19 protein-coding genes and 1 riboswitch are annotated in these 21064 nt (G+C 41.5%); of the genes, 17 read left to right on the forward strand and 2 right to left on the reverse strand.

All coding sequences use genetic code 11. The features are described 5' to 3' along the window. Window positions 1-20: 20 nt before the first annotated feature. Both B7697_RS05465 and B7697_RS05470 read right to left on the reverse strand, forming a co-directional pair. Window positions 21-698, reverse strand: a complete 678-nt coding sequence (locus B7697_RS05465) for a DUF1129 domain-containing protein (RefSeq protein WP_084950730.1) — start codon at window positions 696-698, stop codon at window positions 21-23. A gap of 11 nt (window positions 699-709) precedes the next feature. Then, a complete protein-coding gene (locus tag B7697_RS05470; RefSeq protein ID WP_023945117.1) occupies window positions 710-1654 on the reverse strand; it encodes a magnesium transporter CorA family protein in 945 nt (314 codons plus the stop codon). Window positions 1655-1785: 131 nt separating this feature from the next. On the opposite strand from B7697_RS05470, the gene uvrA reads away from it, so the two are divergent. The 17 genes from uvrA (at window position 1786) to B7697_RS05570 (ending at window position 21007) form a co-directional block, all read left to right on the forward strand. Further along, a complete protein-coding gene (gene uvrA / locus B7697_RS05475) occupies window positions 1786-4617 on the forward strand; it encodes an excinuclease ABC subunit UvrA (RefSeq protein WP_084950732.1) in 2832 nt (943 codons plus the stop codon). Then, on the forward strand, window positions 4610-5671 hold the full coding sequence (locus B7697_RS05480) for a M24 family metallopeptidase (RefSeq protein WP_057553695.1): 1062 nt from the start codon (window positions 4610-4612) through the stop codon (window positions 5669-5671). The genes uvrA and B7697_RS05480 overlap by 8 nt, the downstream gene beginning before the upstream one ends. A gap of 57 nt (window positions 5672-5728) precedes the next feature. After that, a riboswitch (M-box (ykoK) riboswitch) is annotated at window positions 5729-5879 on the forward strand. Window positions 5880-6073: 194 nt separating this feature from the next. Further along, window positions 6074-8734: a magnesium-translocating P-type ATPase gene (mgtA, locus tag B7697_RS05485; RefSeq protein WP_084950734.1), complete on the forward strand. Its 2661-nt coding sequence runs from the start codon at window positions 6074-6076 to the stop codon at window positions 8732-8734. A gap of 144 nt (window positions 8735-8878) precedes the next feature. Then, window positions 8879-9277: a transcriptional regulator Spx gene (gene spx, locus B7697_RS05495; RefSeq protein ID WP_000591165.1), complete on the forward strand. Its 399-nt coding sequence runs from the start codon at window positions 8879-8881 to the stop codon at window positions 9275-9277. A 65-nt stretch (window positions 9278-9342) separates the two neighbouring features. Then, on the forward strand, window positions 9343-9912 hold the full coding sequence (locus B7697_RS05500; RefSeq protein ID WP_084947786.1) for an SP0191 family lipoprotein: 570 nt from the start codon (window positions 9343-9345) through the stop codon (window positions 9910-9912). Between the two features lie 86 nt (window positions 9913-9998). Beyond that, complete coding sequence (locus B7697_RS05505; RefSeq protein WP_000507059.1) at window positions 9999-10265, forward strand: IreB family regulatory phosphoprotein; 267 nt, start codon at window positions 9999-10001, stop codon at window positions 10263-10265. Window positions 10266-10268: 3 nt separating this feature from the next. After that, the gene (ruvX, locus tag B7697_RS05510) at window positions 10269-10688 is read left to right on the forward strand and encodes a Holliday junction resolvase RuvX (RefSeq protein WP_004239076.1); all 420 of its coding nucleotides are present in this window, start codon (window positions 10269-10271) and stop codon (window positions 10686-10688) included. 15 nt (window positions 10689-10703) lie between these two features. Further along, the gene (locus tag B7697_RS05515; RefSeq protein WP_000017620.1) at window positions 10704-11009 is read left to right on the forward strand and encodes a DUF1292 domain-containing protein; all 306 of its coding nucleotides are present in this window, start codon (window positions 10704-10706) and stop codon (window positions 11007-11009) included. A 354-nt stretch (window positions 11010-11363) separates the two neighbouring features. After that, window positions 11364-12614 (forward strand): folylpolyglutamate synthase/dihydrofolate synthase family protein, encoded by a 1251-nt coding sequence (locus B7697_RS05520; protein WP_084950736.1) that lies wholly within the window; start codon window positions 11364-11366, stop codon window positions 12612-12614. An 86-nt stretch (window positions 12615-12700) separates the two neighbouring features. Further along, window positions 12701-13165, forward strand: a complete 465-nt coding sequence (locus tag B7697_RS05525; protein WP_033682416.1) for an SP_0198 family lipoprotein — start codon at window positions 12701-12703, stop codon at window positions 13163-13165. Window positions 13166-13419: 254 nt separating this feature from the next. After that, window positions 13420-14952: a cardiolipin synthase gene (gene cls / locus B7697_RS05535; protein WP_084950737.1), complete on the forward strand. Its 1533-nt coding sequence runs from the start codon at window positions 13420-13422 to the stop codon at window positions 14950-14952. A 254-nt stretch (window positions 14953-15206) separates the two neighbouring features. Beyond that, a complete protein-coding gene (locus B7697_RS05545) occupies window positions 15207-16757 on the forward strand; it encodes a hypothetical protein (protein ID WP_033682413.1) in 1551 nt (516 codons plus the stop codon). Window positions 16758-16876: 119 nt separating this feature from the next. Further along, window positions 16877-19084 (forward strand): anaerobic ribonucleoside-triphosphate reductase, encoded by a 2208-nt coding sequence (gene nrdD / locus B7697_RS05550; RefSeq protein WP_192851479.1) that lies wholly within the window; start codon window positions 16877-16879, stop codon window positions 19082-19084. An 11-nt stretch (window positions 19085-19095) separates the two neighbouring features. Next, window positions 19096-19236 carry a hypothetical protein gene (locus tag B7697_RS05555; RefSeq protein WP_000521621.1) on the forward strand — a complete coding sequence of 47 codons (141 nt, stop codon included), beginning with the start codon at window positions 19096-19098 and terminating at the stop codon, window positions 19234-19236. A 43-nt stretch (window positions 19237-19279) separates the two neighbouring features. Beyond that, entirely contained in the window at window positions 19280-19786 is a 507-nt protein-coding gene (locus B7697_RS05560; RefSeq protein WP_084950741.1) for a GNAT family N-acetyltransferase, read from the forward strand. Next, the gene (nrdG, locus tag B7697_RS05565; RefSeq protein ID WP_084950742.1) at window positions 19779-20369 is read left to right on the forward strand and encodes an anaerobic ribonucleoside-triphosphate reductase activating protein; all 591 of its coding nucleotides are present in this window, start codon (window positions 19779-19781) and stop codon (window positions 20367-20369) included. Before B7697_RS05560 ends, nrdG begins: the two co-directional genes overlap by 8 nt. 143 nt (window positions 20370-20512) lie before the next feature. Continuing rightward, window positions 20513-21007, forward strand: coding sequence for a nucleoside/nucleotide kinase family protein (locus B7697_RS05570; protein ID WP_239822294.1), 495 nt, complete (start codon window positions 20513-20515; stop codon window positions 21005-21007). Window positions 21008-21064: the final 57 nt, after the last annotated feature.

A 21064-nucleotide genomic window follows, 5' to 3' on the forward strand; every position in this document is an offset into this window, starting at 1 on the left:
AGTTGCTTTTTTGATTCTTCTTAATAACGTGTTGGTCCTGCACTTGCGCTGCGGATATTCAAGCGTTTCTTGAGATAGAAGCGAAGGGCTAGGAGGGCTGCTCCGATGATAGCCAATGGCAATGGAGCCAGTACTGGGTTAAGGCTAGCTGGTAGGAAGCTTGTTGCAAAGAAGACAAGCAACCAAAGGAACATAGAAGCTAGGATAACCAGTACAGATTTCCAGAAAGGTGGACGTTGACTGCGGTCCATATCTGGTCCATAGTATTGGTAAACAAAGTAGTACATCAAGTAGAAGGCAAATCCACCAACCAGTCCAACTAATAGGAGAGTGACAAATCCATAGCCGAAAGCTTGATCTGCCGCAAAGAAAGTTGTGAGGGCGCTGACGAGGGCAAAGAGGCTAGTGATGAAAAGAGCTGAGTCCATAATCATGAGTTTTGGATCATCATTTTCTTTTGGATGCTCTTTTTCATATTGTTCCTTGACAGTGAAACTATGAGCCCAATGGGTCGGTGCGCCGTAGAGGGAACGAGCAGTCGTACCCTTGGCTTGCTCCTCAAGGATTTGGGGAATAACTTCCTCAAAAATAGTCTTGATTTCAGCGTCTGTTTTCCCATCTTTGATGAATTGTTGGGTAGCGATGTGGACAAACTCTTGGTTTTTCTTAGTTAATTTTTGTAGATCAATCTGAGACATAGGAACTCCTCTTAGAACCATTTTTTATGGATGAGATAGAGAGTGAGCGAGACACTCATAGCAAAGGCGATAAAGACGATTAACCAGAAGGCATTTGGCTCACCGTTTAGGGGGATTTCATTATCCTTAAAGTTCATCCCATAGGCAGAAAAGACCATGGTTGGGATGGACATAACGATGGTCACAAGGGCCAAGGTTTTCATGATGTTGTTCTGGTTGTTGGAAATGATAGAGGCGAAGGTCTCTGTCATAGAATGCAAGACGTTTCCATAAATATCTGCCATCTCGATGGCCTGTTGGGTTTCAATCAGGGTGTCTTCAAGCAGGTCTTCGTCCTCAAGGTATTTCTTGATGTTGCTGGTTGAGCTGGTCAATTTCTTAATCACGCGCTCATTTGTTTTGAGGGAGGCCTTGAAATAGACAATGGTTTTTTCCAATTCCATGAGCTCAATCAATTCTTCATTACGAGTTGATTGATGCAGTTGACTTTCGATTTGTTCACTCTTGCGGTCAATTGAACGAAGGGCTGTTAGGTAAAGCTCTGCATTGCGATAAAGAATCTGGAAGATAAAACGCGAGCGCATGAAGGTATAGAAATTACGCAAACGACGGTTGATAAAGACATCGAGGACTGGTAATGGTTCCAAACACGTAGTGATAATGGTTTCCTCGGTGATGATAATACCAAGCGGGATGGTTACGTAGTAGGTGCGGTTATTTCTTTCTTCTGTGACCGGAACGTCTACGATAATCAGGGTGTACTCATCTTCAATGGTAATACGAGACATTTCTTCCGCATCGAGCGGTGCTCGAAGGTCGGCAATATCGATATCGAAGGCGTTAGCGATTTCCAGTGATTCATGTTGAGTCGGATTGACGAGATTGATCCAAGTACCCGGTTCAAGTGTATCAATCTCTTTAAATTCAGTTGTTGTAGAGAGAAAAACTTGTTTCATATCCCTTATCCTTTCTCATTTTTCAGATTTTTTCACACCGTACTATTATACTATAAATTCAGCCTTTTGGGTAATAGAATCTCACATTTTTTGGTATAATGGTAAGCAATAATGGACTAGAAAGAACAAAGATGCAAGATAAAATTGTCATTCATGGGGCGCGTGCCCATAATTTAAAAAATATTGATGTGGAGATTCCACGAGACAAGTTGGTTGTCGTGACTGGCTTGTCAGGTTCAGGGAAATCCAGTCTGGCCTTTGATACCCTCTATGCCGAGGGACAACGGCGCTATGTAGAGAGTTTGTCAGCCTACGCTCGTCAATTCTTGGGAAATATGGAGAAGCCTGATGTAGATGCCATTGATGGTCTCAGCCCAGCTATTTCCATTGACCAAAAAACGACTAGTAAAAACCCTCGCTCGACGGTGGGTACAACGACTGAAATCAATGACTATCTGCGTCTCCTCTACGCACGTGTGGGGACGCCTTACTGTATCAACGGGCACGGAGCTATCAAGGCTTCTTCTGTGGAGCAGATCGTGGATAAGGTTTTAGAATTACCTGAACGCCAGCGCTTGCAGATTTTGGCCCCTGTCATCCGCAAGAAAAAAGGTCAACATAAGAGTGTTATTGAAAAGGTTCAGAAAGATGGGTATGTTCGTGTCCGTGTGGATGGGGAAGTCTATGATGTGACCGAAGTGCCAGAGTTGTCCAAGAGCAAGCAACACAATATTGATGTCGTGGTTGACCGTATTGTTATCAAGGAGGGCATTCGTAGTCGTCTCTTTGATTCCATTGAGGCTGCCCTTCGTATCTCAGAAGGTTATGTCATTATCGACACGATGGACGATTCGGAGTTACTGTTCTCTGAGCATTATGCCTGTCCAGTTTGTGGATTTACTGTTCCAGAGTTAGAGCCACGTCTCTTCTCTTTCAATGCTCCTTTTGGTTCTTGTAGTGAGTGTGACGGCTTGGGTATCAAGCTGGAGGTGGATACTGATTTGGTAGTGCCAGATGCCGGCAAAACCTTACGTGAGGGAGCCTTGGCTCCTTGGAATCCTATCTCATCCAACTACTATCCAAACATGCTAGAGCAGGCCATGACAGCCTTTGGAGTGGATATGGATAAGCCTTTTGAGGACTTGTCAGAAGAAGATAAGAACTTGATTCTCTACGGCTCAGATGGCAAGGAATTCCATTTCCACTATGAGAATGAATTTGGTGGTGTGCGCGATATTGACATTCCTTTTGAGGGAGTTGTTAATAATATCAAACGTCGCTACCACGAGACAAACAGCGATTACACGCGCACCCAGATGCGCCTCTACATGAATGAGCTGACTTGCGGAACCTGTCACGGTTATCGTCTCAATGACCAGGCCTTGTCTGTCCGTGTTGGTGGTGAGCAAGGACCACATATCGGAGAAATTTCAGACCTGTCTATCGCGGACCACTTGGACTTGGTAAGCCAGTTGACTCTATCTGAAAATGAAGCCATCATTGCTCGGCCTATTCTCAAGGAAATCAAGGACCGTTTGACTTTCCTCAATAACGTGGGTCTTAACTATCTGACCCTGTCACGTTCGGCAGGAACCCTTTCAGGTGGAGAAAGTCAGCGTATTCGCTTGGCAACCCAGATTGGTTCTAACCTATCAGGTGTCCTTTATATTCTAGACGAGCCGTCAATCGGTCTTCATCAGAGGGATAATGACCGTCTGATTGCCAGTCTCAAAAAGATGCGTGATTTGGGTAATACTCTCATAGTAGTGGAACATGACGAAGATACTATGCGTGAGGCTGATTATCTGATTGATGTTGGTCCTGGTGCGGGTGTTTTTGGTGGGGAAATTGTTGCGGCAGGTACGCCTAAACAGGTAGCTCGTAACAGTAAGTCTATCACAGGCCAGTACTTGTCAGGCAAACGTGCCATTCCAGTGCCAGACGAGCGCCGTACCGGAAATGGTCGTTTTATCGAGGTGACGGGAGCGCGTGAGAACAACTTGAAAAATGTGACGGCTCGCTTTCCACTAGGGAAATTCATCGCAGTGACAGGGGTATCAGGTTCAGGGAAATCGACCCTAATCAATAGCATTCTCAAAAAAGCCATTGCCCAGAAGCTCAACCGTAATTCAGACAAACCTGGTAAATTTAAGACTATTACAGGGATTGAGCATGTAGACCGCTTGATTGATATTGACCAGAGCCCTATCGGACGAACGCCAAGGTCTAACCCTGCTACCTATACGGGAGTCTTTGACGATATACGTGACCTTTTTGCCCAGACAAATGAGGCCAAGATTCGTGGCTACAAAAAGGGACGTTTCAGTTTCAACGTCAAGGGAGGTCGCTGTGAAGCCTGCTCAGGTGACGGGATTATCAAGATTGAGATGCACTTCTTGCCAGATGTTTACGTGGCTTGTGAAGTTTGCCACGGGACCCGCTACAACAGTGAAACCCTAGAAGTCCACTACAAGGAAAAGAATATCTCGCAGGTCTTGGATATGACGGTCAACGATGCGGTAGAATTTTTCCAACACATTCCGAAAATTCAACGCAAACTTCAGACTATTAAGGATGTGGGACTGGGCTATGTGACGCTAGGTCAACCAGCCACCACCCTTTCTGGGGGAGAAGCTCAGCGTATGAAGCTGGCTAGTGAACTCCACAAACGATCGACAGGAAAATCTTTCTACATTCTGGATGAGCCAACGACAGGACTTCATACCGAGGACATCGCTCGCTTGCTTAAGGTTTTAGCTCGCTTTGTCGATGATGGCAATACAGTTCTTGTCATTGAGCACAATCTAGACGTTATCAAGACAGCAGACCATATTATTGACTTGGGACCAGAGGGCGGTGTCGGCGGTGGAACCATCATCGCAACAGGAACTCCAGAAGAAGTAGCGGCCAATGAAGCCAGCTACACAGGACATTATTTGAAAGGAAAGTTACATCATGAATAAACGTGTACAAGCATTTCTAGCTAAAATGCAAGAAAAAGAACTAGATGGCATCATCATCAATAACCTTAAAAACGTCTATTATTTGACGGGTTTTTGGGGCTCAAACGGAACAGTCTTTATCAGCCGTGACCGTCAGGTCTTAGTGACAGACTCTCGCTATATCATTGCAGCTAAGCAAGAAACCAGTGGCTTTGAGATTGTGGCAGATCGTGATGAATTGGCTGTCATTGCAGGAATTGTCAAGGACATGGGCTTGTCTCGTATCGGTTTTGAAGATGAGATTTCAGTTTCTTATTATCACCGTATGCAGGCAACCTTTGAAGGAATTGACTTGCTTCCACAAACTCAGTTTGTTGAAGGTCTTCGAATGATTAAGGATGAAGCGGAGATTGCAGCGATTCGCAAGGCTTGTTCTATCTCAGACCAAGCTTTCCGCGACGCGCTTGACTTTATTAAGCCAGGAAAGACTGAGATTGAGATTGCCAACTTCCTTGATTTCCGCATGCGTGAGTTGGGAGCATCTGGCTTATCTTTTGACACTATCTTAGCTAGCGGAATCAACTCTTCTAAGCCCCATGCCCATCCAATGCACAAACCAGTGGAGCTAGGAGAAGCTATTACCATGGATTTCGGCTGTCTCTATGACCACTATGTCAGTGATATGACACGGACTATCTATCTGGGGCATGTCAGCGACGAGCAGGCAGAGATTTACAATACGGTTCTGAAAGCCAACCAAGCCTTGATTGACCAGGCTAAGGCAGGGTTAGGTTTCCGAGACTTTGACAAAATTCCTCGCGATATTATCATCGAGGCAGGCTATGGCGACTACTTTACCCACGGTATTGGACACGGTATTGGACTGGATATCCATGAAGAGCCTTACTTTAGCCAGACTTCTACAGAAACTATTAAGGCAGGTATGGCCTTGACAGATGAGCCAGGTATCTATATCGAAGGTAAATATGGTGTTCGTATCGAGGATGATATTCTGATTACAGAGTCAGGTTGTGAATTATTGACTCTTGCTCCAAAAGAGTTGATAGTTATCTAAGAGTTAAACAACTCAAATGATTGACTTTTAAATTTTAAAGGTTTATACTGAAAAACGAAAACGGTAGGTGAGGCTACCATAGGGATACGGATGACTACCGCAAAGCAGTGGAGACACTACTCGTTGGTCAACAGTCCTGGTCGCGAAGGCCAAGACTAAGCTCATTACATTGCCCTATGGAGTTAAAGCTTGAACGAAAAACAGATAATTAGTTTTTTAATCCTGCCATTTTATGGTGGGATTTTCTACTGTTTAAATCAAAGAAAGGAGATAGACGATGCAAATTGACGATCATCCGGAACCGCACATACACAGCCAATCGCTGATTTGTGTCGTTCTGCCCTTATAAAGTGATTGGTCTCTGTGTATGAAACACATCATTCATACAGATAGGAGAAACCAATGAAAACTACAAAAGAAAGATTAGCAACAGCTATTCATACATCTTTAAACGAAACTCTCTCTTTTTATAAGACAAGTCTAACAGGCTTGACTGAGGAGCAGGTGGAGAAAAATCGTGACCTATATGGCGAAAATACCATCACAAAGGGTCAAGAAGACAGTATCCTCAAAAAGATTTACGAATCCATTATCAATCCTTTTACAATCATCTTGCTGGTTATCGCCGTGATTTCCTTAGTGACCAATGTCTGGTTGGCAAAACCAGGTCAAGAGGATCCGACGACTTCTATTATCATCGTTGTCCTAGTCCTCATTTCTGGAGGCATTCGCTTTGTCCAAGAACTCCGCAGTGATAAGGCTGCGACCAATCTTTCAAAAATGATTGTCAACACAGCGACTGTCATTCGTCAAGGAGAAATTCAAGAAGTACCTATCGATGATTTGGTAGTGGGGGACGTGGTTAAATTAAGCGCTGGAGATATGATTCCAGCAGATCTTCTTTTATTTGAGTCGCGCGATTTCTTTGTCCAACAGTCTGGCTTGACAGGCGAAAGTGATTCTGTTGAAAAATTGGCCTTGACCAAGGCAACAGTTCAACAATCTGATAGTCTGCTCGGAGCCGCATCCTTGGCTTTTATGGGAACCAATGTCTTATCTGGCAGTGCCAAGGCCGTGGTTTTGGCGGTTGGTGATGATACCATGATGGGGGCCATTGAGCAGACTCTGAACACCTATGATGAGCCTACTTCGTTTGAACGAGAGATGAACAGTATTTCTTGGCTCTTGATCCGTTTGATGTTGGTCATGGTGCCCATCGTTTTCTTGTCCAATGGTTTAACAGATGGCGACTGGCTGGAAGCTGGCGTATTTGCTTTGAGTGTTGGTGTTGGATTGACACCTGAAATGCTTCCTATGATTATTACCGCTAGCCTAGCAAAAGGTTCTATTATCATGGCCAAGGAAAAAGTGGTTATCAAGAAACTCAATGCCATACAGGACTTAGGGGCGATTGATATTTTGTGTACAGATAAGACAGGAACTCTAACCCAAGACGAAATTGTCCTTGAATATCCTTTGGATATACATGGAGATTTGGATTTGACCGTCTTGAGACGAGCTTATCTCAATTCTTATTTTCAAACGGGCTTGAAAAATTTGATGGACAGAGCCATCATCAAACGGACTGAAAAGGAAGCAAAAGAACACGATATCCTCCAAAATCTGGCTCAAACTTTTCAAAAAATAGATGAGCTTCCCTTTGATTTTGAACGTAGACGGATGAGTGTTATCGTTAAGGATGAACACGAAGTTGTTAGTTTGGTAACCAAGGGTGCCCTAGAGGAAATGTTGACGATTTCCAGTCATGCGGAATACCAAGGAGTGATTACTCCCTTGACAGATGCTATTAGAGAAGAGATTTTAGAGGAAGTCCGACAACTAAATCAACAAGGTTTGCGTGTCTTGGGAGTGGCCTATAAGTCAGGTTTGAGGGAAGGTCATGCCTATACAGTTGATGATGAAGGGGATATGATTCTAACTGGTTATTTAGCCTTCCTAGATCCTCCTAAACCATCTGCAGCACCAGCAATTAAGGCTCTGTTAGAACATGGGGTTCAAACAAAGATTTTGACGGGAGACAACGAGAAAGTTACCCAAGCAGTCTGTGAAAAGGTTGGTTTAGATATCAATCAGATGCTGTTAGGATCTGAAATTGATCAGATGAGTAATCAAGAATTGGCTCAAGCCGTGGAGGAGGTAACAGTCTTTGCCAAACTTTCTCCTGACCAAAAAGCACGAATTATTTTGCAATTTAAGGCTAATGGTCATGCTGTTGGCTATATGGGAGATGGGATCAATGATGCTCCTTCTATGAAAGTTGCAGATGTGGGGATTTCTGTTGATACAGCAGTAGATATTGCCAAAGAAACAGCGGATGTTATCCTACTTGATAAGGATCTCATGGTGCTTGAAAAAGGACTTGTTGAAGGGCGTAAGGTCTATGCCAATATGACCAAATATATCAAGATGACAGTGAGTTCTAATTTTGGAAATATCTTATCCCTATTGGTCTCTGGAATCTTTTTACCATTTTTACCAATGGCACCAGTCCATTTGATTATCCTAAATCTAGTCTATGATTTGTCTTGTATTGCCTTGCCTTTTGACAAGGTGGACAAAGATTTTTTGAGAAATCCGCATACCTGGGAAGCCAAGTCTATCACACGTTTCATGGTTTGGATGGGGCCTATCTCTTCTGCCTTTGATATTTTGACCTTTATTTTGCTCTATTTTATCATTGTACCCATGACGACAGGTCATGCCTATGTTCATGGAGCAGAGTCGGCCGTAGGATTTATTGTCTTGTTCCAGACAGGTTGGTTTATCGAGTCTATGTGGTCACAAACTATGGTTATCCATATGTTGCGTTCAGCTAAAATTCCCTTTTTACAAAGTCGTCCAGCTTGGCTAGTCCTTGTGACAACCTTATTGGCTGCAGCCTTTGTGACCTTCCTTCCCTACAGTCCACTCGCAAGCCTACTTCATCTCACTCCTTTAAAATCGATTTATTTCATCTTTTTACTTTTCATCATTATTTTGTATATGATTAGCGTGACAATTGTGAAAAAAATCTATATCAAGAAATATCAAGAATGGCTGTAAATTTCATTTTGTCAAGAAAAAAGTACGAAAATGACGAAAATGACGAAAAAAGTCAAAAAAATTTAAAAATAGGTCGCAAGTCGGATGTTTTTTATGGTATAATAGACTAAACTGATAGTAACATGTAGCGAAAGGGGTAGGTACATGATTAAAATTTATACAGTCTCAAGTTGTACTAGCTGTAAAAAAGCAAAAACCTGGCTCAATGCCCACCAGTTAAGTTATAAAGAACAAAATCTTGGTAAAGAAGGAATTACGAGAGAAGAATTACTGGATATTCTGACAAAAACAGATAACGGAATAGCCAGCATCGTTTCATCTAAAAATCGCTATGCCAAAGCCCTTGGAGTGGATATTGAAGATTTGAGCGTCAACGAAGTCCTCAATCTGATTATGGAAACACCGAGAATTTTAAAGAGCCCAATCCTTGTAGATGAAAAACGCCTGCAAGTTGGCTATAAGGAAGATGATATTCGTGCCTTCCTACCACGCTCTGTCCGTAATGTAGAAAATGCAGAAGCACGTTTGCGTGCAGCTCTATAAACATCAAGGCTGGGAGCAACTCCCAGTCTTATTCTATTTTAATTTCAAAAAGAAAGAAGAAAGAAATGAAAAAAATAGTTCTTGTTAGTCTAGCTTTCCTTTTTGTCCTGGTTGGTTGCGGACAGAAAAAAGAAACTGGACCAGCTACAAAAACAGAAAAGGATACGCTTCAGTCGGCATTGCCAGTTATTGAAAATGCTGAGAAGAATACAGTTGTAACCAAGACTTTGGTTTTGCCCAAGTCAGATGATGGTAGCCAACAAACCCAAATCATTACTTATAAAGATAAGACTTTTTTAAGCTTAACGATTCAACAAAAACGTCCAGTTTCTGATGAGTTGAAGACTTATATCGACCAACATGGAGTGGAAGAAACTCAAAAAGCTCTTCTCGAGGCGGAAGAGAAGGATGAGGCCATCATAGAAGCTCGTAAATTAGCAGGATTTAAGCTTGAAACTAAACTATTGAGTGCAACAGAACTTCAAACAACAACTAGTTTTGATTTTCAAGTTTTGGATGTCAAGAAGGCTTCTCAGTTAGAATATTTGAAGAACATTGGTTTAGAAAATCTCTTGAAGAATGAACCAAGCAAATATATTTCAGACAGATTGGCAAATGGCGCGACAGAACAATAGAAAATCCAAATAAATAGACTGCCTGAATTGTAGAACGTAAGGAATTATGCTATAATGGTACTATTCTAAGGAAAGAGGGTGTTAGAATGGGATTTACTGAAGAAACAGTACGTTTTAAATTGGACGATTCCAATAAAAAAGAAATTAGCGAAACTCTGACTGATGTTTATGCTTCGTTGAACGATAAGGGCTACAACCCAATCAACCAAATCGTAGGTTACGTATTGAGTGGAGACCCTGCCTACGTTCCTCGTTATAATAATGCACGAAATCAAATCCGTAAGTATGAGCGTGATGAAATCGTTGAGGAATTGGTTCGCTACTACCTAAAAGGACAAGGAGTCGATCTATAATCTATGAGAATTATGGGATTGGACGTCGGTTCAAAAACGGTAGGGGTGGCCATTAGCGATCCGCTTGGTTTTACAGCTCAAGGACTTGAAATCATCCAAATCAATGAGGAGCAAGGTCAATTTGGTTTTGACCGCGTTAAGGAGTTGGTTGATACTTACAAGGTGGAACGATTTGTAGTGGGCTTGCCTAAAAACATGAACAATACAAGCGGACCGCGCGTGGAAGCTAGTCAAGCCTACGGAGCAAAGCTAGAAGAGCTTTTTGGTTTACCAGTAGACTATCAAGATGAACGCTTGACAACAGTTGCCGCAGAGCGCATGTTGATTGAACAAGCAGATATTAGTCGCAATAAGCGCAAAAAAGTCATTGATAAGTTAGCAGCTCAGCTGATTTTACAAAACTATTTAGATAGAAAATTTTAATATAAAGGAGAGGCTATGTCACACGATCATAACCACGACCACGAAGAACGTGAACTAATCACACTAGTAGATGAACAAGGAAATGAAACCTTGTTTGAAATCCTTTTGACCATTGACGGAAAAGAAGAATTTGGTAAAAACTATGTTCTTCTAGTACCAGTTAACGCAGAAGAAGACGAAGACGGACAAGTTGAAATCCAAGCTTACTCATTCATCGAAAACGAAGATGGAACAGAAGGCGAATTGCAACCAATCCCAGAAGACTCAGAAGACGAATGGAACATGATTGAAGAAGTCTTCAACAGTTTTATGGAGGAGTAAACACGTCCAGTGGACGTGTTTAGCCCTGCGCTAGAAATTAGAAACGCAGGCACATCCAGTGGATGTTTTTAGCCCAGTTCCTTAAAATAAGAGAGAACTGGTGTGTTCAGTGAACATTTTTACCCTGACGCTAAAAATAAAGACCGTCAGTAAGTTCAGGAGATATTTTTACCCCAACTCCTAGAAATTGGAAGAGTTGAAACGTCCAGTGGATGTTTTACCCCAAGCTAATATTCATAGTAGCTAGTTATTAGCTAACCAGGTAAGAGGTCGGGACGAAAATCCTGACCTCATTTTTTGTTATCTACGGAATTTCGCTAGGTAATTGATCAGATTTTTGTCAAGGAGATGTGTATGTTTGAAGTAGAAGAATGGCTTCATAGTCGGATTGGTTTGAATTTTCGATCAGGTTTGGGCCGAATGCAACAAGCGGTGGATTTGTTGGGGAATCCCGAGAAGTCTTATCCTATTATCCACGTAACAGGAACTAATGGAAAAGGATCTACCATTGCTTTTATGAGGGAGTTATTTATGGGGCATGACAAAAAAGTTGCGACCTTTACTTCCCCTCATATCGTCTCTATCAATGATCGAATCTGCATTAACGGGCAACCAATAGCTGATGCAGACTTCATCCGTTTGGCTAATAAGGTCAAGGAGATGGAGAAAACGCTCCTGCAAACCCATGACCAGTTGTCTTTTTTTGAATTGCTGACCTTGATTGCTTTTCTTTATTTTAGAGAGCAAGCGGTGGATTTGCTTTTACTAGAAGTGGGAATTGGTGGTTTACTAGACACGACCAATGTGGTAACTGGAGAGATTGCTGTCATCACTTCCATCGGACTTGATCATCAGGAGACTCTGGGTGACAGTATAGCAGCAATTGCAGAGCAGAAAGCTGGTATTTTTAAGGCTGGTAAAAAGGCAGTGATTGCTAAGTTGCCTTCAGAAGCTAGGCTTGTTTGTCAGAAAAAAGCAGAATCTTTAGCTGTTGACCTTTATCAGGCAGGTCAGGATTTTTCAATGCTGAATGGGGATTTTTCAAGCTCTTTGGCTAACCTTTCACAGTTGAAAATAGGCTTGGAAGGAGCTTATCAGCAGGAAAATGCGGCCTTGGCGCTACAAACGTTTCTTCTCTTTATGAGAGAAGGAAAGGAAGCTGTTGATGAACAGGTTGTAAGAAAGGCATTGGAACAGACCCATTGGGCTGGGCGTTTGGAGCGTATTCGTCCTCAGATTTACTTGGACGGTGCTCATAACCTTCCTGCCTTGGCTCGCTTGGTTGAGTTTATTAAAGAAAAAGAGCAGGAAGGTTATCGTCCTCAAATCCTATTTGGAGCCTTGAAACGGAAGGATTATCAAGGGATGTTGGCTTATCTGACTGAAAAATTGTCTCAGGTGGAACTCAAGGTGACCGGCTTTGACTATCAAGGTTCTTTGGATGAAACAGATGTAACAGGTTACGATATAGTTCCTTCTTACCGAGAATTTATTAGCAATTTTGAAGCAAGAGCAGGTGCCCAGGATTTGTTGTTCGTTACAGGGTCTCTCTATTTTATCTCAGAAGTACGGGGCTACTTGCTGACCCATGAGCAGATGAATTGACCTCCTTTTTTGAACTTGTTATACTAGGGAAACTACTAGTTAGAGGGAAAAAATTCTGTAAATTGGTAGCAGAAAGGAAATTTATCATGAAATTAAAAAGATTCACACTTTCTCTTGCTTCTCTAGCAAGTCTTAGTCTTTTAGTAGCTTGTTCACAAAGAGCACAACAAGTTCAACAACCAGCAACTCACTCGCAAACACAACAAACTCAGCAATCACAATCTGCTGCTTCATCTTCTACAGAAAATAGCAGCCAGGCAGCAACAAGTTCTTCACAAAATGCTCCTGAGGCTCAACCAACTGATATTGATGGAACCTATACCGGTCAGGACGAGGGAGACCGTATCACTTTAGTGGTAACTGGTACAACGGGCACCTGGACACAGGTAGAAACTGACGGAGATCAAGAAATCAAGCAGGTTAGCTTCGATGCCGCTAATCAACGTATGATTATTGGGGATGATGTCAAGATTTATGCAATCAATGGAAATCAGATGATTATCGACGATATGGATAGAGAAGCGTCTGATCGCATTGTTTTATCAAAATAGACTAGAAGGAGACTGGTTTTGTCAGTCTCTTTTGTTTTTACGCAGAAAAATGATTATAAATACTTGCCTTCTACCGAATACCTGAGTTATACTAGTATCAATTACCTGTTTTTAGCATTCATACTCTTCGAAAATCTCTTCAAACCACGTCAGCTTCCATCTGCAACCTCAAAACAGTGTTTTGAGCAACCTGCGGCTAGCTTCCTAGTTTGCTCTTTGCTTTTCATTGAGTATCAAAATATCAAGGAGGGGATATGAAATATAGAAAATTTCAATTATTAATGTCCAAGTATGGCTTTAGTCTTTCGATTATGCTGCTTGAACTTTCTCTTGTTTTTGGTCTCTTTCTTTACTTAGGGCGTATGGCTTCTATTCTATGGGTTATTCTCTTAATCTTTATGAGTATGGGGACTATTGTCGCAATTGTCAATCGTTCAATGACACCTGATAGTAAAGTAATGTGGTTAGTGGTAACTTTTGTTCCTGTCATCGGACCCTTGCTCTATCTGATGTTTGGTGAAAGGCGATTGTCCAAAAAAGAAATCAAGCAGTTGGACAAACTTGGTTCTATGCATTTTCGGGAGGATAACAGTAAAGCTCTCCGCCAGAAATTGAAGGAAGATGATAAGGCGGCTTACGGAGTTATCAAATCTTTGCTAAGTATGGATAGCAATGCCGATGTCTATGATCGAACAGATTCACAATTCTTTTCTTCGGGTGAAAGCATGTGGCAACATATGTTGGAAGACCTCAAGAAAGCTGAGAAATTTATCTTTCTAGAGTACTATATTGTCGAAGAAGGTTTGATGTGGAATAGCATACTAGATATACTAGAGCAAAAGGCAGCTCAGGGTGTAGAGGTCAAGATGCTCTATGATGATATCGGCTGTATGGCGACTTTGCCTGGAGACTATACTATTCAACTTCGTAGTCGAGGAATTGAAGCCCATAAGTTTAACAAGGTGATTCCTCGTTTGACGGTGGCTTACAACAATCGGGACCATCGTAAAATCCTTGTCATAGATGGTCAGGTAGCCTATACAGGAGGCATTAACTTAGCCGATGAGTACATCAATCATATAGAACGCTTTGGCTATTGGAAGGACAGTGGGATTCGCTTAGATGGCCCTGGTGTCAAGGCTCTAACCCGTCTTTTTTTGATGACTTGGTACATCAATCGTTGGGAAATCAGCGATTTTGACCAGTATCACCTGGAAAATCAGCCTTGTTCTGGCCAAGGGCTCTGCATTCCTTACGGTAGTGGACCCAAGCCCATCTTCCGTACTCAAGTAGGGAAAAAAGTTTATCAAAGTTTGATTAATCAGGCTACTGATTCAGTCTATATCACAACACCCTATTTGATTATTGACTATGATTTAACTGAGAGTATTAAAAATGCAGCCATGAGGGGTGTTGATGTCCGCATCGTGACTCCTTTCATTCCGGATAAAAAATTAATCCAGCTCATCACAAGAGGAGCCTATCCGGATCTTTTGTCAGCAGGAGTCAGGATTTTTGAGTATAGTCCAGGCTTTATCCACAGTAAACAAATCCTAGTGGACAAGGACTTTGCTGCAGTTGGAACGATTAATTTAGATTATAGAAGTTTGCTTCATCACTATGAAGATGCAGTTTTGCTATATAAAACGGCATCAATCACAGAGATTCAAAAAGATTTTGAGGAGATTTTTTCAGTATCTCAAGAAATTTTCCCTCATACGATAAAAAATAGCTGGTATCAAAAATTGATTAAGGAAATTGCCCAGTTATTTGCCCCAATCTTATAAGAAATCTAGGACTTAGGACACAACCCAGTCCTATTTTTCTTGCCTTTTACGAATAGAAAGATAGAGGGGGAATGATGCTGACTCAGAAAGAATTGGATTATATCATGTCATTTAAACAGACGCATTTACACCGATTTCGGGAAATTGAAACCTTTGTGAAACTATGCAAAAAATCACTCAAACAGCCATCGCAAGCTGACAATTTTAGGTCTTTTTGATATACTAAGACAGATAAATTGAATAGGAGAAACGACATGGCTGTATATGGCAGAATCGAAGAAGTATCCGAAACGATACAGAGTAATGACATTGAAAATAGATTGGATAGGAACCTTGAATCTCATGTAGAAAAAGAAGAACAGGTAGCTTTCCCGTTTTTCAGACTCATCATTGGAAGTACGATTGCAACGTTTTTTTCTGTGGTGATACCTTTACTTTTAGATATGGTAAGTCCCTCTCAGGCGCAGGATTTGTATATAGGGTGGGCTTGGCATCAGGGAGGACAGCTCTACAGTAGCTATTATGCTAGTCACGGTCTTATTTATTACTTGCTACTTTACATCACCCAAGGAGGCATTCTTTTTGCCTTGGTAGAATGGCTAGCCCTCTTAGGAGGAGGTTATTTCCTCTTTTCTTCAACTGACTATCTGACGGGACAAAGGGAGCAAGCCAAGCAACTCTTAACCATATTTTATATTTTGGTATCCGGTCTCGGTTTTGGAGGAGGATATGCTACGATTTTAGCTTTGCCATTTCTGTTTGCAGGATTTTCGTTCATAGCAGCTTATCTATCAAATCCTAACCATGACAAGGGATTTCTACGTCTGGGGATTTTCTTGGCCCTATCATTTTTCATAGAGCCTCTTACAAGTCTTTTCTTTATTGCAGTAGTAACGATTGGTTTATTTGTCTTTAATGTTGGGCATGGCCGCCTTGCTCATGGAGTTTATCAGTTTTTTGCAGCAGCACTTGGCTTTTCTCTCATCTTTTACCCAGTAGGATATTATGTTCTTGCTTCAGGTGGTTTTGGAGAGGCTCTAGGGAGTCTTTTATATCCGATTGATTCCCTTCAGGTCTTGAATCCTCAACTAATGGATAATGTTGTATTCTATGGTTTGTTGACCTTTGGTTTAGGAGCTCTCTTCCTTGTTTTTCTAGGATTGTTCCAATCAAAGGCATCAAGATTATATGTTATTTCAGTACCAGCTAGTTTTACTTTCTTATTTGTATTAGCCTTGTTGCTTTTTTCTCAAGAACCTCTTCATGGTTCGCGTTTGATTCTAATCCTTCCATTTTTACTCCTTCTTTTGATGACCAGTATTCGTGGGGAACACTCGGGAAGGATAGCACGTCGTCGGAGAAGAGAGGAAGTTCCAACTTTATGGAAAAAATTTATGAGGGGAAATCTCTACTTACCGATTCTAGTAGTGGTTTATCTAATTGCAGTTCCTTTTGTAGCTCGTTTTGTCTTGCATCCAGTTTCTTATAGTGAACAACATCAAGTAGTGGATAGAATAAAACAAGAGACAAGTGAGGGAGACCAAATCTATATCTGGGATTCTCATGTTCAGATTTATAAAGAAAGCCAGCGTTTGGCTGGATCCATGTTCTCATCACCTCTTCTCTACACGAATACAGAAGAGAATAAAACTAGTTTGATTAATGATTTAAAAGAAAATCAACCCAAGATGATTCTTGTGAATGACAAGGTGCCAGTCTGGTCTGAAGTAGAAACACTTTTAAAAGAAAATTACCAACAAGTACAGACTGATTACTCAGAGTTTAAAGTCTATAAAATTAAATAGCAAAATCAATATCTTGTGTATTTTTAAAAATTTTAGGATTTTTAACACAAGATATTGATTTTTCTTTTTAGAGTGGTATAATACTTTTTAGAAAGAACATTTTAGAAAAGAGCATGCATATGATTGCACTAGAAGAAAAAATTACAATCCTACCAACCCTCTTCGTCGAGAAACGAGATGGAAGACGTGTTGTATTTGATGTGGACAAGATTGATAAAGCTCTCCACAAGGCGGCTGACAAGGTTATGGATGTGACGCCCTTAGTTGAAAAACGCCTCAACGCTCTGACAGAGCGAATTGTCATTGAAATTCATAGTCGCTTTCCAAAAGGAGTTAAGATTTATGAAATTCAAAATATCGTAGAACATGAACTCCTTGAAGCCAAAGAATATGCGCTAGCTGAGGAGTATATTACTTATCGGACACAAAGGGATTTTGAGCGTTCAAAAGCAACAGATATTAACTTTAGTATCCATAAACTTCTCAACAAAGACCAGGCAGTTGTCAATGAAAATGCTAATAAAGACAGCGATGTCTTTAATACCCAGCGTGATTTGACAGCAGGGATTGTTGGGAAGTCAATCGGACTGCAAATGCTTCCTAAGCATGTAGCCAATGCCCACCAAAAGGGAGATATCCACTATCACGATTTGGACTACAGCCCCTATACACCTATGACCAATTGCTGTTTGATTGATTTCAAGGGTATGCTGGACAATGGTTTTAAGATTGGAAATGCAGAGGTAGAGAGTCCTAAGTCTATCCAGACTGCGACTGCTCAGATTTCGCAAATCATCGCCAACGTTGCTTCTAGCCAGTACGGAGGTTGTTCAGCTGACCGCATCGATGAAGTTTTGGCGCCTTATGCAGAGAAGAATTACCAAAAACACCTCAAGGATGCGGAAGAATGGGTCTTACCTGACAAACGGGAAGATTACGCTTGGAAGAAAACCCAAAAAGATATCTATGATGCCATGCAATCTCTCGAGTATGAAATCAATACTCTCTTCACTTCAAATGGGCAAACACCTTTTACTTCACTAGGTTTTGGTCTGGGAACCAATCGTTTTGAGCGTGAAATTCAAAAAGCTATCTTGAACATCCGAATCAAGGGACTTGGTTCAGAACACCGCACAGCTATCTTCCCTAAACTTATCTTCACGCTTAAAAGAGGACTCAACTTAGAAGAAGGGACTCCCAACTACGACATTAAGCAGTTGGCTCTTGAGTGTGCAACCAAGCGGATGTACCCAGATGTCTTGTCTTATGATAAGATTATCGAATTGACAGGTTCCTTCAAGGTTCCGATGGGATGTCGTTCATTCCTTCAAGGATGGAAGGATGAAAATGGAGTTGAAGTTAACTCTGGCCGTATGAATCTAGGGGTGGTGACGGTCAATCTTCCTCGTATTGCCCTTGAGTCTGAAGGTGATATGAATAAGTTCTGGGAAATCTTTAACGAGCGGATGAACATTGCAGAAGATGCTCTAGTTTATCGTGTCGAACGGACCAAGGAAGCAACACCAGCAAATGCTCCTATCCTTTATCAATACGGTGCTTTTGGTCATCGTCTAGGTAAAGAAGAAAGCGTTGACCAGCTCTTTAAGAATCGTCGTGCGACAGTTTCACTAGGCTATATCGGTTTGTATGAAGTAGCGACTGTTTTCTTTGGTAATAGCTGGGAAAGCAATCCAGATGCTAAGGAATTCACGCTAGACATTATTCGAGATATGAAACGCCGTGTAGAAGAGTGGTCAGATCAATATGGCTATCATTTCTCTATCTACTCAACACCATCTGAAAGTTTGACAGACCGTTTCTGCCGACTGGATACAGAGAAGTTTGGTTCTATTCCTGATATTACAGATAAGGAATACTACACCAATTCTTTCCACTACGATGTGCGTAAGAATCCAACACCGTTTGAAAAACTGGATTTTGAAAAAATCTATCCAGAAGCAGGTGCGTCAGGTGGTTTCATCCATTACTGTGAGTATCCAGTCCTCCAGCAAAATCCTAAAGCCTTGGAAGCTGTCTGGGATTATGCTTATGACCGTGTGGGCTATCTTGGGACCAATACTCCAATAGACCGTTGCTACAAGTGTGATTTTGAAGGAGATTTTGAACCAACTGAGAGAGGATTTGCTTGTCCAAACTGTGGGAATAGCGACCCTAAAACAGTAGATGTGGTCAAACGAACTTGTGGCTATTTAGGCAATCCTCAAGCGAGACCTATGGTCAATGGGCGTCATAAGGAAATCGCAGCGCGTGTCAAACATATGAATGGTTCAACGATTAAAATAGCTGGGCATCAAGTAACAAATTAGAAAGAAATGAAATGGGAAAATATCAATTAGACGATAAGGGGCGTGCACAAGTGACCCGTTATCACGAGAAACACTCTAAAGGTGGAGCTGGTAAAAAAGAACGTTTGCTTAGCCTCAGAGAACAATTTTTAAACAAGAATAAGAAAAAATAAAAGTGAGAGTCAGCTCTCGCTTTTCTCTTAGTGGGAGGTAAGGATGAAATTACGCAGACCAAGATTAGCAGATAAAGAAACAGTTTTAGAGATGATGGCAGAGTTTGAAAAATATCAGTCGCCTCACGACGGTGGTTTTTGGGATGCAGAGAACTTTGTGTATGAAGAGTGGTTGGAAAGTAATCAGAATCAAGAAATGGGGATTGACCTGCCTGAAGGATGGGTTCCTGCAATTCAGTTAGTAGCTTTTTCTGAGAAAGGTCAAGCAGTTGGATTTCTTAATCTCCGATTGCGCCTCAGTAACTTTCTACTAGAAGCAGGTGGTCATATCGGCTACTCCATCCGTCCTTCTGAAAGAGGCAAAGGTTATACGAAAGAAACTCTCCGTCAGGGCTTGCAAGTTGCTAAGGAAAAGAACATCAAGAAAGCTCTGGTAACCTGTAGCGTGAATAATCCTGCTAGCAGAGCAGTCATTCTAGCAAATGGTGGGCTCCTTGAGGATGTTCGTAATGGAGTCGAGCGTTATTGGATAGAGGTAGCGAATGAATAATCCAAAACCACAAGAATGGAAAAGCGAGGAACTCAGTCAAGGTCGGATTATTGATTACAAGGCCTTTAACTTTGTGGATGGGGAAGGTGTGCGCAACTCTCTCTATGTATCAGGCTGCATGTTTCACTGCGAGGGTTGTTATAATGTAGCGACCTGGTCTTTCAATGCTGGCATTCCCTATACGGCAGAGTTAGAAGAGCAGATTATGGCAGACCTTGCCCAGCCCTATGTTCAAGGCTTGACCCTGCTGGGAGGGGAGCCCTTTCTTAATACGGGCATTCTCTTACCACTCGTTAAGCGGATTCGGAAGGAATTGCCAGACAAGGATATCTGGTCTTGGACAGGCTATACATGGGAAGAAATGATGTTGGAAACTCCAGATAAACTAGAACTCTTATCACTGATTGATATTCTTGTTGATGGAAGATACGATCGAACTAAAAGAAATCTCATGCTTCAGTTTCGAGGTTCTTCCAATCAACGAATCATTGATGTACAAAAATCCCTCAAAAGTGGGAAAGTAGTAATTTGGGATAAGCTTAATGACGGAAAAGAAAGCTATGAACAGGTGAAGAGAGAGTGAAGAAAAACGACTTAATAGAAAGACTGGTTTCAGAGATAAAAAGCGGAAAAGTCAAGACACTGGGAATATACGGTCATGGGGCTTCAGGTAAATCAACCTTTGCACAGGAATTGTATTAAGCTTTAGATTCTACTAGAGTAAATTTGCTAGAAACAGATCCTTATATCACCTCAGGACGCCATCTGGTAGTACCCAAGGACGCGCCAAATCAAAAGGTGACAGCCTGTCTGCCAGTGGCGCATGAACTGGCGAGTTTGCAGAGAGATATCCTCGCCTTACAGGCGGGTATGGATCTCTTAACAATTGAAGAACCTTGGAAGGCTAGCGAGGTCTTGTATCGAGCAAAACCAATTCTGATAGTCGAAGGGATGTCTGTGGGCTTTCTACCCAAGGAACTCTTTGATAAAACCATTTGTTTCTACACAGATGAGGAGACTGAATTAAAGAGGCGTCTAGCTCGAGATACGACTGTAAGAAATAGCAATGCATCCTTTATATTAGCTAGTCATCAGATGAGACGAGAGCAGTATTTGAGATACTATAAAGAAACTGAGTCTAAAGTGGATATATTAGTGGACCAATCAGAAGATAAATTTGATGTCAAGAGAACTCAACTTATTATAGAAGAAAATCCTTAATTTTAGAAAGAAAAAATAGGAAAACAGTTTCATAGTAAAAAAACGAAAAAACAGCAA

The sequence above is a fragment of the Streptococcus mitis genome, from assembly GCF_002096895.1.
In the GTDB taxonomy this organism is placed as follows: domain Bacteria; phylum Bacillota; class Bacilli; order Lactobacillales; family Streptococcaceae; genus Streptococcus; species Streptococcus mitis_AH.

Excerpts from the sequence above, each read along its gene's own strand:
- B7697_RS05465 (WP_084950730.1), bottom strand. The coding sequence starts at position 698 with ATGTCTCAGATTGATCTACAAAAATTAACTAAGAAAAACCAAGAGTTT.
- B7697_RS05470 (WP_023945117.1), bottom strand. The coding sequence starts at position 1,654 with ATGAAACAAGTTTTTCTCTCTACAACAACTGAATTTAAAGAGATTGAT.
- uvrA (WP_084950732.1), top strand. The coding sequence starts at position 1,786 with ATGCAAGATAAAATTGTCATTCATGGGGCGCGTGCCCATAATTTAAAA.
- B7697_RS05480 (WP_057553695.1), top strand. The coding sequence starts at position 4,610 with ATGAATAAACGTGTACAAGCATTTCTAGCTAAAATGCAAGAAAAAGAA.
- mgtA (WP_084950734.1), top strand. The coding sequence starts at position 6,074 with ATGAAAACTACAAAAGAAAGATTAGCAACAGCTATTCATACATCTTTA.
- spx (WP_000591165.1), top strand. The coding sequence starts at position 8,879 with ATGATTAAAATTTATACAGTCTCAAGTTGTACTAGCTGTAAAAAAGCA.
- B7697_RS05500 (WP_084947786.1), top strand. The coding sequence starts at position 9,343 with ATGAAAAAAATAGTTCTTGTTAGTCTAGCTTTCCTTTTTGTCCTGGTT.
- B7697_RS05505 (WP_000507059.1), top strand. The coding sequence starts at position 9,999 with ATGGGATTTACTGAAGAAACAGTACGTTTTAAATTGGACGATTCCAAT.
- ruvX (WP_004239076.1), top strand. The coding sequence starts at position 10,269 with ATGAGAATTATGGGATTGGACGTCGGTTCAAAAACGGTAGGGGTGGCC.
- B7697_RS05515 (WP_000017620.1), top strand. The coding sequence starts at position 10,704 with ATGTCACACGATCATAACCACGACCACGAAGAACGTGAACTAATCACA.
- B7697_RS05520 (WP_084950736.1), top strand. The coding sequence starts at position 11,364 with ATGTTTGAAGTAGAAGAATGGCTTCATAGTCGGATTGGTTTGAATTTT.
- B7697_RS05525 (WP_033682416.1), top strand. The coding sequence starts at position 12,701 with ATGAAATTAAAAAGATTCACACTTTCTCTTGCTTCTCTAGCAAGTCTT.
- cls (WP_084950737.1), top strand. The coding sequence starts at position 13,420 with ATGAAATATAGAAAATTTCAATTATTAATGTCCAAGTATGGCTTTAGT.
- B7697_RS05545 (WP_033682413.1), top strand. The coding sequence starts at position 15,207 with ATGGCTGTATATGGCAGAATCGAAGAAGTATCCGAAACGATACAGAGT.
- nrdD (WP_192851479.1), top strand. The coding sequence starts at position 16,877 with ATGATTGCACTAGAAGAAAAAATTACAATCCTACCAACCCTCTTCGTC.
- B7697_RS05555 (WP_000521621.1), top strand. The coding sequence starts at position 19,096 with ATGGGAAAATATCAATTAGACGATAAGGGGCGTGCACAAGTGACCCGT.
- B7697_RS05560 (WP_084950741.1), top strand. The coding sequence starts at position 19,280 with ATGAAATTACGCAGACCAAGATTAGCAGATAAAGAAACAGTTTTAGAG.
- nrdG (WP_084950742.1), top strand. The coding sequence starts at position 19,779 with ATGAATAATCCAAAACCACAAGAATGGAAAAGCGAGGAACTCAGTCAA.